Below are 11664 nucleotides of genomic sequence, written 5' to 3'. Positions count from 1 at the left end.
TAGAGTCGAATTCATTGGCCGGGTAATTGCATACATCTCTTTTGTTGTCAACTTCTAATACTGTACCGACGCCCTAGCTCATATTCAAATTATTGTAGAGTGCATCAGACTGCTTATTTTTTAAAGGCGCAGGGAGTAGGGACACGGCTTTTGGAGTGTCCGGTCCGTGGAGTAGGACACGGCTTTTGGAGTGTCCCTACTTTTAATAATTGGTATAAGATTGAGGATTGCAGAAACATCATCATTTTGTTCGATCGCGCAAATTACACTGGGGATGCTTTGCGATCGAAGTTCTAACTTGCTACAATCTAGTCGCACGCCACTAAAACGGATTATGACCGAACTATTAGATGAGACGCTTTCTATTGAAATCGCCGCTCGCATCAAAAGCAACCGTAAAAACTGCTTTGACAACGCTTATAAAGCAGCATTAGCCACAGATGGCGCAATCTACGTCCAAGGCTTTTTGGCAGTACCGGGATCGCCTTACAAACCCATCGAGTATAGCTGGATTGAACTCGACGAGCGGATTATTGACCCAACCTTTCCCCACCTCGGTTTCATCGCTCAAGACATTCATTACTTCCCAGTACAGCGCTTCAGCGTCAAGAAACTCAAAGCAATTATAGACGAATCAAAAGAAGATTATCCAGAAGACGACCCGCTGCCGGTTTACGGCAATCAACCTTATGAATATTACGGCGATGTGATGTTAGGCGGTAGCGATTACCAAAATGCTTACGATCTGGCGGCCAGTAAATGTAGGGAATTGAACCAACCCAAAAAACCGGAATTGAACTAATTCAGGACTTACCCAAAAATGGTTTAACGCGCTACTTACAGCGGTAAGGTGCGCACTGCGCACCCTACAGATAGAGATTACTGTCGCAACTGTTCTGCCGATTAATATACTTCATCATGACTTCCAAAATCTACAAACACGGCTTTTGCGTCTTCTGTAAACTAGAAAAGTACCCTTTCGTCGTAATCTACGCTAAAGCTCCAAAACTCCTTGAGTCTACCGGACAATTTATGAGTTTTTAAGCTTGGTTCAAGCGGCTCTCTGATGAACTGCTCCAGCTTTTGCCAAAACCTAGCCTCCAAATCAGCATCACCTTTGACCCGCCTTGTGAAAGCACGCTTGAATGAAGAACTGAAACTGACTTCCACGATTATTCCTCTATCATTATTCTGAGTTGATTAATGTTAGCGGAAAATTCAAGTTCACCTTTTTGTTGTTCAACCTGCGCTGACTTAAAGTTTTGATACATCTCTTCGCGGCGTTCTTCCCGGAGATATTGCTTCAACAACAGTTGAAGCTCTTGCTTTTCGTCTGTAGAAAGATTCTTTATCGTCTCGACTACATCACTGAAAGTCATAACTTACAAAACCCTATTGTGCTGATTAGATTATAGCAAAAAATATCTTTTTGGTTGACTCTCCTTTTTCGTACCCAGGCTCTGACTCGTCTGAAAAAAAGCAAAAAATCTCAATATTCACCATTTTCCCAACCCCAAGATTCAGGAAACCGAGAATAATGAAAAGCAGCCAATAACGGATCTAATTTCTGATTCCAAATCAAATCACCCAACAATTTAGCCGTAACCGGAGCCAACAAAATGCCATTGCGATAATGCCCCGTAGCCAATGTCAAATTCTCCCAAACACTAGCACCCAAAATCGGCAACTCATCGGTGGTTGCTGGCCGAAATCCCCACCAAAACTCCAGAATAGGATAATTGTGTAATTCTGGATATAACTGCATAGCTCCTGCTAGCAAAGTTTGCATTCCCGCAGGCGTATTTCCAGGCGTAAAGTCCACATTTTCGCTAGTTGCGCCTATAATAATTCTGCCATCTTGACGCGGCACAAGATAAATGCCAGTCCCGAATAAAACTGTTTGCAGCGGCTGCATAACTCCACAATCTTCTGGTACGCATACTGACAGCATTTGCCCCTTTCTCGGAAAAACAGGAACATTCAATAACTTCTGGGACCAAGCGCCGCCAGCCAAAACATAACAATCGGCTTGCAATTTTCCTGCCGTTGTGTCCACGCCAAAAACTCGGTTTCCTTGCCGAATAATTTCCTCTGCATTGCCTTGAATAATCTCAATTTGCAATTCTTTAGTTGCGGCCTGAAGCGTCCGAAATAAAGCGCGGTTGTCAACTTGAGCGTCGTCAGGATACCACCAACCGCCAATTACTTCTTCACCCAATCCTAGCTGGTGCTGGCGAACAGCATCTCTATCCAACCATTGAGAGTTAAGGTTCGACAACAACGGCTTTTCTAGAGACTGATTTTGACACACTGGTGCGAGAATGCCCGATCGCCAATATCCCGTTTTCAATCCGGTAATATCTTCTAGCCGTTCAACCCAGCCGGGATACATTGCGCGGCTTTGCAAGCACAAATCCAGCATCGGACTGGGGGGAATTCGTTCGGCTTGCGGGGCAAGCATTCCCGCAGCAGCCCGGGCCGTCGGTTGTTTGGAATCGGCGGTGAGAACGGCGACAGATGCCCCTCGCAATTTCAGTTCAACTGCTAGCGAAAGGCCGATAATTCCACCGCCAATAATCAAAATATCTTGAGATGAATTCATTGACTTTTATCTGGACTTTCTGGCTTTTTTGACCTCTTTGTCTTCTTTAGGGTAAGGTGCTCATTTCGCGCACCTTACAGTGAGAATTTTTGTGCAAGTCTTACATATTATCTGGCAGGGCGATCGTCCTAAGCTGTTCTGCATTTAAATTGTATGTCAAAAAACAATTAAACTCTTGTGGGGTGGGCGTCCCGCCCGCCCCGACCATGCAATTTAAATGCGCGACAGCTTATCAGCCTTCCTTAACAAAAAATCTATGCGATTGGTTTCCAGACTGTTTCCGAGCCCTGGCCCCAGAAACCATCATATTTTGTCACCTTAATATCGCCTAAAACCTTGGTTTGGCAGGACAAACGGCGGTTGGATGCGGGAGAATGGGGAGGAACCGACAGTCGCGCTTTTTCGCGCCACTGGGGCTCGGAAACTTCGCCCTCGACGCTGACGGCGCAGGTGCCGCAAGTGCCGAACCCGTGGCAGTTGATGACTTTGGCGTTGCCGTTGTAGAGATCGATGCCGTTTTTGAGCAACACTTCACGGAGATTGGCTGCGCGATCGCACTCAAATGTTTTTCCTTGCGCTTGTACCTTGACCACAGCAATTTACCCAGCTTAAATATATGTTAATTTTACTGTATATTGTTGCATTTATTTCAAATAAACTCCTTTAATATGGTAATTCATAGATTAGCAAATTCTAATTCCTAATTCCCCATGACAAATCAGCTCTGGATCTACGATACCACGCTGCGAGACGGCGCTCAGTGCGAGGGACTCTGCTTATCTCTCGAAGACAAACTGCGAATTGCTCGTCAGTTAGACAGTTTAGGAATTCCCTTTATTGAAGGCGGCTGGCCGGGGGCTAATCCTAAAGACGTACAATTTTTTTGGCGGCTCAAAGAACAGCCGCTAACTCAAGCAGAAGTTGTGGCTTTTTGTTCGACTAGGCGGCCGGGAACGACCGCAGCAAATGATGAAATGTTGCAGGCTATTTTGTCCGCCGGTACTCGCTGGGTAACGCTGTTTGGTAAGTCGTGGGATTTGCACGTTATTGAAAGCTTAAAGACGACGCTCGAAGAAAATCTGGCGATGATTCGAGATACAATTGAATATTTGCGTAGTCAGGGAAGGCGCGTTATTTACGATGCAGAACACTGGTTTGACGGCTACAAACACAATCCCGATTATGCTATTAAAACTTTAGAAGCGGCGGCGGATGCCGGTGCAGAATGGCTGGTGCTTTGCGATACTAACGGCGGTACTTTGCCTCACGAAGTCAGTCACGTTGTTCGGGATGTCTTAGCAGCTTTAGGAACTAATCGCGAAAAATCTTTACAGTTAGGAGTTCACACTCACAACGACTCGGGAGTTGCGGTTGCTAACGCTTTGGCTGCTGTACGGGAAGGAGTGACGATGGTACAGGGAACCATTAACGGTTACGGCGAACGCTGCGGCAATGCTAATTTATGCTCTTTGATTCCTAATTTTCAGCTCAAGTTGGGTTATGATTGCATTCAAGACGAGCAATTAGTTAAATTAACTCAGGTTAGCCGATCGGTCAGCGAAATTGTCAATCTTGCTCCCGATGACCATGCTCCTTTTGTCGGCCTTTCGGCTTTTGCTCATAAAGGTGGAATTCACGTGTCGGCGGTTGAGAAAAATCCGTTAACTTACGAACACTTGGAACCGGAAAAAATCGGCAACATCCGGCGAATTGTGATTTCCGATCAAGCTGGTTTGAGCAATGTTTTGGCGAAGGCTCGGACTTTTGGCATTGAACTCGATCGCAAAAATCCTGCTTGCCGCCAAATTCTAGAAAAATTGAAAGATTTGGAAAGTCAGGGATATCAATTTGAAGGTGCTGAGGCGTCTTTTGAATTGTTAATGCGGGAAGCCTTGGAACAGCGGCCGCCGTGGTTTGAAATTAAGGGATTTCAAGTCCATTGCGATAAGGTTGGCGAAGATTGTACGGCTTTGGCAACGGTGAAATTGTCAGTAAACGGGACAAATATTTTGGAAGCTGCGGAAGGAAACGGCCCGGTTTCGGCTTTGGATGCGGCTTTGCGCAAAGCTTTGGTAAATTTTTATCCGGCGATCGCCCATTTTTACCTGACAGATTACAAGGTGCGGATTCTCGACGGCGCTGCGGGAACTTCTGCTAAAACTCGCGTATTGGCTGAGTTTAGTAACGGTCAAGACCGCTGGACGACTGTCGGGGTTTCTGGTAATATTTTGGATGCTTCTTGTCAGGCAGTTGTTGAAGGTTTGGAGTACGGTTTGGTACTAGAAAATCAAGAGGCGATCTCCCTAGTTTGCAGGGTACATTAACCAAGCCCTTGTAGGGAAACGGCAATGCCGTGTCCCTACAATTAATCGGGGTAGGGAAACGGCACTGCCGTGTCCTCCTCCCATCAGGAAACGGCACTGCCGTTTCCTAGGTACGATCGGGAGTTCAACCAGAATTGATCTAATTTAAGGATGCAAAAACTCTAAATGATCTCCTGGAATCGATCGCAATTTTGCAGCCGACCCTTGCACTTTCAACCTGCCGCGTTCTAACATGATAATCCAATCGGCGCGATCGATCACTCGCGGCCTGTGACTGATAAAAATCGTGGTTTTCCCGTGCCGGTACATCAACAATTGTTCTAGAACTTCCGCTTCGCTTGCGGGGTCAAGACCTGCGGTAGACTCGTCTAGAATCAATACTGGCGGGTTGTTGAGAATTGCGCGGGCGATCGCCAATCTCTGTCTTTGTCCCCCAGAAATATTCGCTCCAAACTCTCCTAAAACTGTTTGATATTTATCAGGTAATTGGCTGATAAATTCATCAGCACCCGCAATTTTACACGCTTTCACAATCTGTTCAAAGCTGATATCTGGACTGCCCAAACGAAAATTATCGAGAATCGAACGACTCCAAAAATGTGCTTCTTGAGGAACCAATACTACCTGCTGTCTGAGACTGTCGAGAGACAAATCCTGCAAGTTGTAACCGCCAATTCTAATATTACCAGATTGCAGCGGATACAGACCAGCAATTACTTTAGCTAGCGTACTTTTTCCGCAGCCGGAATAACCGATCAAAGCAATTGCTTGACCGCCGGGAAACGTGACAGAAAAATTTTCTAGCAAGTCAAGTCTGCCGGGGTAGTGAAAATTAACACTCTTGCAAACAATTTCGTCGCGGTTCTGAATTGTTACAAAAGGTTTATTACTATCATTTTTAGTTTCCGGTTCAGCGTCGATGACTTCTGACAGCCGTTGAGTCGCTGTCTGGACGCGAGTCATTTCATCAGTAAATCCGACTAAGGAAGTCACCCAAGTAGTAACGTTTTGATTCATGCTAATAAACGCTAGCAACTGACCGATACTCAATACCTTGTCAATCACCAAACCGCTGCCCAACCACAGCAGAGTAATGCTACCCGCAGAGGCAATAAAACCCGAAAATATATTGTTGAGAATGCCAATTTGCGTAGTGCGGAAAGTGAGCTTTGCTAAGCGGCCGAAGCGGCTTTGAAATTCTTCCCAAAGTTGCTGGACGCTGCTAGTAGTTTTGACAGTCAGCGCGCCTTTAAAAGTTTCTACTAAAACGCCTTGAGTTTCTGCTTCCAGGACAAATAGAGCGCGCGTTTTTTGCTGCAATACGGGCAGAAATACCACTGTAGAGGCAGTCATTAACAGAGCCATAAGTGTAGCTGCCAGCGTCAGTTCTTTGCTGTAAAATAACATAAAAACAAATGAAACTACAGCTATAAAAAATTGACTGGGCAAGCTGATAGCGAATTGAGAAACTAATTTATTTATTTCTTGGATATCTTGTAACCTACTGACAATTTCGCCGCTGCGTCTGGTTTCGTAAAAACTCAAAGGCAATCGCAGGAATTTGCGCGCGAATTCCATCACTAATCCCAATTCTAAACGCTGGGAAAACTGAGCAATCAAGTTCGACTGTACCAATCCTAAACTGCTGCTAAAAAGGTTCATAACTATAACGGCGATAGCCACACTTGCCAGGAGTTGTCTGTCGCCCCGCACCAGGATGTCGTCGGTGAGAATTTGAACTAGAAAAGGCGAAGAAATTGACAGCACACCCAACACCGCATTCAGCAAAAATGCTTCCATTAAAATCTGGCGGTAAATCCCAATCCGCCGCATCCATTTTTGTAAGGAATTGGCGGGCGGTTGACCCTCTGCTGCCGCAAAAAACCGCTCCGCATCGGGTTCTACTAGCAAGCACAGCCAATCTGTCCAAGCTGCTGCTAATTCTGCTTTAGAAACATAGCGGAGACCGACAGCCGGATCGCCGATCGCATATTTGTTGCCCTGTTTTCCGTACAAAACAACCCAGTGATAGCCGTTCCAGTGAATAATTGCCGGTAAAGGTGCTTCCTCAATTTTGTCTAAAATAGCAGCCGCGGCTCGCACGGATCGAGCATTAAAGCCGATCGCCTCAGCCCCTTGTTTCAAGCCCAGTAAAGTCGTTCCTTGTTGTCCCGTGCCGACAAATTCTCGCAAGCGACTGATTGTCAAATTCTGTCCGTAAAATTTGGCGATCGAAGCCAGACAAGCGGCGCCGCAATCTTCTTCGCTCTGCTGGAGAACCACCTGATATTTCATAAACCTGTTTACTTGTCCGAAGAATGGCATTTGTCGGATAAAAGGGATGTTCTTGAACATTTTGCAAAATGAATAATGAGTAGAGCCTAATGAACATTACCCCTCACCGAGTAGCCAATCAGAACAAAGCACCCATAAACTTATGGGTGCTTTATTGATTCACATCAATAGATCGAGCTGAATTGACAGCACTAAACTTTACCAGTAGCGGTACACTGCTCTGAAGGAGCCGTCGCAATTCCGGCGGTATACGACGTGACGCCGCGCACGGTTAGTGTTGTATCTCGAAGAATAGGAGCTCTGGGAATAATAGCAACCGCCGTTGACGCTAGCTGATTCTTCAGGGGTGAGTTCAGCAAACAGTGAATTGTCCTTTGTTTCTTTCATGATTAGACTCCGTTTAAGTTGAGATAATTGAACTGAAACTAGAAATTCTATAAATTTCTAGACCCTCGTTTAAATACTGACTAATACTTCTGGTAGTGCTGTGCGACCTCCGGAATATTACGGATAAATTTTCAAAATTTACCCGATCGCACAATCTGACTCAGCTATCTAAACCACTAGGGTTTTGTAAGGGCGAGCGCGGCTCGGATCGTAGAGATAAAGCTGGCTCGGTTGCGGCAGGAAAAACAGCATATTGAGACCATCGCTGCTGTTAGCGCCGCTGACACCGCTGGTAATGCTGCCACCGCTGACAGTAGCAGATTCTCGATCGGTTAGTTCGGTGAAGAGTGAATCTTGTTGATTTTTTGACATAAAGAACTCCTATTAATACCTATCTACTTACTTACTACCTACACATACCAGAAGAACCCGGTAACAGCGCCAAAACTAAGAGCTGAAACGCCGTATTTTCATAACTGTTGCCGACTTGCTTCACTTTTGTTGATGTTTCGGGAAGTTTGCGAGTGGGGACGCCAAAGCTGTGCGGATTTTTACCTTGACTGTGTGAATTTTGATTGAGACTTCTAAACTTATCTTTGGTATCCGGAAAGGTGAAAATAAATCTGAAAAAAGAAATAGGCGATCGATTTCTCTCCCCCAACTCAAAACTATTCCCCTCTCCCCCAGCAGCCGCCATGTCTCGCACTCCCGAACCCACACCCGGTGAAACCTTTGATAACGACCAGTTTTTGCCCCCTGTCAGCCGCTGGACGACTTTGGGGGGAATTTTGATGGTGGCGACCTTTGGCGGGGCGATCGCCCTCGCTAGCGTCACCAAATACAGCGCTACAGTCAAAGCAGACGCGATAGTCCGTCCGGCGGGAGAAGTGCGCGTCGTGCAAGCAGCAACCGAAGGAACCGTCGAAAGCATTGCTGTGAGCGAGAATCAGACAGTAAAAGAAGGAGATGCGATCGCAGTTGTAGACGCTTCGCGTTTGGGTGCTCAAAAAAAGCAATTACAAGAAATAATTAATCAGTCTCAAACAGCAGCACAGCAAATCAACCAGCAACTGCGCGACTTGGAAAATCAAATTTTGGCCAGCGCCCAATTTAAAAACATCCCAAGTCAAAGTTCCGCCGAACAGGAATTAGTCGAATCCGCTCTAGTAAAATTCGCCACATCACTGCCGGATGTCGCCGAGAGACTGGGCAGAAGTCGGCGGGTTTTGCTCGTCAAGCGATCGTCCATTCAACAACAATTGATTCAAGCTAAAAAAGAACTAGATCAAATTGACTTAAAACTCGAAAATAGCGTGATCCGCGCGCCCGCTGATGGTACAATTCTCAGATTGGAAGTACAAAATACCGGTCAAACCGTACAAGCCGGCAGCGCGATCGCCCAAATCGTCCCCAGCGACGTACCCCTGGTAGTCAAAGCCAAGGTGACATCCCAAGACATCGCCCGCATCCAAATCGGCCAACCCGTACAGATCAGGATTTCCGCTTTGCCTTTCCCCGATTACGGGACATTGAAAGGAACAGTCAGCGAAATCGCCCCAGATGCGATCGCGCCTCAAAATCCCGCTAACAATTCAGGTACAGCGTATTACGAAGTAGCAATTAAGCCAGAACAAACTTATTTAACAAAACTCGAATCCGCCAGCCGTCAATTCCTCGGAACCCCCCAGACGAATCTCCCCCGCCAGTATTCCATTCAATCGGGAATGGAGGGCCGAGCTGATATTATTACCAGCGAAGAAACAGTTCTGACATTTGTTTTGCGCAAAGCAAGGTTGCTGACAGATTGGTAATTAGTCAGTTGTCAGTTGTCAGCAGTCAGCAGTCAACAGTCAGCAGTCAACAGTCAACCGCCAGAAAATTAGAGGCTCTGAAATTGAAATAACGTGTCAATATAGAAATGTGACTTCAATTCTCTTCTTTCCTCATGGGCAAACAGCGCGTTCTTTCTGGAGTTCAGCCAACCGGCAATCTTCACCTCGGCAACTATCTCGGTGCCATTCGCAACTGGGTAGAAATCCAAAGTCAGTACGAAAACTACCTTTTCGTAGCTGATTTGCACGCAATTACTGCACCGCACAATCCAGCAACCCTAGCCTCCGACACTTACACGCTCGCCGCTCTTTATTTAGCTTGCGGCATCGATTTAGAATATTCTACCATTTTCGTGCAATCCCACGTCTCGGCGCACACTGAACTAGCATGGCTGCTCAACTGTATTACCCCGATTAACTGGCTCGAAGATATGATTCAGTTTAAAGAAAAATCAGTTAAACAAGAAGAAAATGTCAACGCCGGCTTGCGGAATTATCCCGTATTGATGGCAGCAGATATCTTGCTTTATGATGCAGATAAAGTGCCAGTTGGAGAAGATCAAAAGCAGCATTTGGAACTCACCCGCGACATAGTAAACAGATTGAATCACCAATTTGGTACACCAGAAAACCCTGTTTTAAAACTTCCTGAACCGTTGATTTTGACAGACGGCGCGAGGGTGATGAGTTTGACAGATGGTACTCGCAAAATGTCGAAATCTGACCCTTCCGAACAAAGTCGAATTAATTTATTGGATTCCCCAGATACGATCGCCAAAAAAATCAAGCGCTGCAAAACAGATGCCGTGCGGGGTTTGACTTTTGACGACCCAGATCGCCCCGAAGCTAGAAATTTGCTGACACTTTATCTCCTGCTTTCCGGCAAATCTAAAGAAGAAGTAGCAGCGGAGTGTGAAAACATGGGTTGGGGAGATTTTAAACCCTTGCTGACAGAGACGACAATTAATGCCCTCAAACCAATTCAGGATAAATACAAGGAAATAATGGACGATCCGGGATATTTAGACTCTGTACTGCGTCGCGGAAGAGAACAAGCAGAAGCTATTGCTAATCAAACTCTAACTAAGGTTAAGGCAGCTTTCGGTTATTCTTTACCTGTTTAGTTGTTAGTTGTTAGTTGTTATTGGTTACTGGTTAAGAATGACAACTGCCAACTGCCCACTAACAACTGCCAACTGTCAACTCTCAACTCTCAAATAACAAATAACCAATAACAGACAAATAACTATGAACCGTTTTCGCACAGCCTGCACCACCCCCGGAGAATTTATAATTACCGCCGAAGTGGCCCCGCCAAAAGGCGGCGATATGACTCACACGATCGCAATGGCTGAACTGCTCAAAAACAGAGTTCACGCAATCAATATCACCGACGGAAGCCGCGCAGTGTTGCGAATGTGCCCCCTAGCAGTTTCGGCGATTTTAGTGCAGCACGGAATTGAGCCAATTTGTCAAGTTGCTTGTCGCGATCGCAATCTAATTGGCTTGCAAGCGGATCTCATGGGAGCCCACGCTTTAGGCATTCGCAATGTATTAGCACTTACAGGCGATCCCGTCAAAGCGGGCGACCATCCTAAAGCAAAAAGTGTATTCGATTTGGAATCAGTTCGGCTGTTGCAAGTTATTCAAAAAATGAACGGCGGCCAAGACTGGAACGACAAACCTTTAACAGACGGAGTTACCGATTTATTTGTCGGTGCTGCCGTCGATCCGCAATGCCCCAGTTTGTCTGGTTTGCAAAGTCGATTTGAGAAAAAGTTAGAAGCAGGAGCACAGTTTTTTCAAAGTCAATTAATTACAGATTTTGAAGTTTTGGATAAGTTTATGCACCACATTGCTGCCGGCTGCAACAAACCAGTTTTAGCAGGAATCTTTCTATTTAAATCAGCTAAAAATGCTGAATTTATTAAAAAATACGTGCCGGGAGTTCATATTCCGCAAGAGACGATCGACCGTTTGGCTAAAGCTCCAGAACCATTGCAGGAAGGCATAAAAATTGCGGCAGAACAAGTCAAGCTAGCGCGGCAGATTTGTCAAGGAGTTCACATGATGGCCGTCAAACGAGAAGATTTAATTCCTCAAATTTTGGATTTGGCAGGAATCGAGCCAGTGAGCTAAAATTAACCGTAGATACTGTCTTGATATGTCAAGGGGTAGCAAGTAAATAAGTTGGATCGAAAGGCTTTTGGGACTTTAAAATCCC

Annotated in this window: 11 protein-coding genes; 5 read left to right on the top strand and 6 right to left on the bottom strand. The window is 45.7% G+C overall.

The features are described from left to right. Positions 1-334 precede the first annotated feature (334 nt). Complete coding sequence (locus QUA02_RS31815) at positions 335-802, top strand: hypothetical protein (protein ID WP_333033683.1); 468 nt, start codon at positions 335-337, stop codon at positions 800-802. A gap of 370 nt (positions 803-1172) precedes the next feature. Here QUA02_RS31815 and QUA02_RS31810 read toward each other — a convergent pair whose 3' ends face one another. The 3 genes from QUA02_RS31810 to QUA02_RS31800 all read right to left on the bottom strand — a co-directional run bounded on the left by QUA02_RS31810 (position 1173) and on the right by QUA02_RS31800 (position 3195). Beyond that, positions 1173-1379 carry a hypothetical protein gene (locus tag QUA02_RS31810; protein WP_333033681.1) on the bottom strand — a complete coding sequence of 69 codons (207 nt, stop codon included), beginning with the start codon at positions 1377-1379 and terminating at the stop codon, positions 1173-1175. Positions 1380-1489: 110 nt separating this feature from the next. Then, complete coding sequence (gene thiO / locus QUA02_RS31805; RefSeq protein WP_333033678.1) at positions 1490-2602, bottom strand: glycine oxidase ThiO; 1113 nt, start codon at positions 2600-2602, stop codon at positions 1490-1492. A 254-nt stretch (positions 2603-2856) separates the two neighbouring features. Beyond that, complete coding sequence (locus tag QUA02_RS31800; protein WP_333033677.1) at positions 2857-3195, bottom strand: 2Fe-2S iron-sulfur cluster-binding protein; 339 nt, start codon at positions 3193-3195, stop codon at positions 2857-2859. A 117-nt stretch (positions 3196-3312) separates the two neighbouring features. On the opposite strand from QUA02_RS31800, the gene cimA reads away from it, so the two are divergent. Beyond that, complete coding sequence (cimA, locus tag QUA02_RS31795) at positions 3313-4926, top strand: citramalate synthase (protein ID WP_333033676.1); 1614 nt, start codon at positions 3313-3315, stop codon at positions 4924-4926. Positions 4927-5070: 144 nt separating this feature from the next. Here the strand turns inward: cimA and QUA02_RS31790 are convergent, their stop codons facing one another. The 3 genes from QUA02_RS31790 to QUA02_RS31780 form a co-directional block, all read right to left on the bottom strand. After that, on the bottom strand, positions 5071-7281 hold the full coding sequence (locus tag QUA02_RS31790; protein ID WP_333033674.1) for a peptidase domain-containing ABC transporter: 2211 nt from the start codon (positions 7279-7281) through the stop codon (positions 5071-5073). Between the two features lie 138 nt (positions 7282-7419). After that, positions 7420-7608, bottom strand: coding sequence for a hypothetical protein (locus QUA02_RS31785; protein ID WP_333033671.1), 189 nt, complete (start codon positions 7606-7608; stop codon positions 7420-7422). A gap of 168 nt (positions 7609-7776) precedes the next feature. Further along, positions 7777-7980 carry a secretion protein HlyD gene (locus QUA02_RS31780; protein WP_333033670.1) on the bottom strand — a complete coding sequence of 68 codons (204 nt, stop codon included), beginning with the start codon at positions 7978-7980 and terminating at the stop codon, positions 7777-7779. 239 nt (positions 7981-8219) lie between these two features. On the opposite strand from QUA02_RS31780, the gene QUA02_RS31775 reads away from it, so the two are divergent. From QUA02_RS31775 to QUA02_RS31765, 3 genes are all read left to right on the top strand, one after another. Next, complete coding sequence (locus tag QUA02_RS31775) at positions 8220-9419, top strand: HlyD family secretion protein (protein WP_333033669.1); 1200 nt, start codon at positions 8220-8222, stop codon at positions 9417-9419. Positions 9420-9553: 134 nt separating this feature from the next. After that, positions 9554-10564, top strand: a complete 1011-nt coding sequence (trpS, locus tag QUA02_RS31770; RefSeq protein ID WP_333033668.1) for a tryptophan--tRNA ligase — start codon at positions 9554-9556, stop codon at positions 10562-10564. A 124-nt stretch (positions 10565-10688) separates the two neighbouring features. Next, positions 10689-11579: a methylenetetrahydrofolate reductase gene (locus QUA02_RS31765; RefSeq protein WP_333033667.1), complete on the top strand. Its 891-nt coding sequence runs from the start codon at positions 10689-10691 to the stop codon at positions 11577-11579. Positions 11580-11664 lie beyond the last annotated feature (85 nt).

Source organism: Microcoleus pseudofavosus SVA1_A4 (assembly GCF_036700565.1).
Taxonomy (GTDB): Bacteria; Cyanobacteriota; Cyanobacteriia; order Cyanobacteriales; family Microcoleaceae; genus Microcoleus.
The sequence above is the reverse complement of the archived record's forward strand: the minus strand, read 5'-3'. Positions and strand labels throughout refer to the sequence as shown.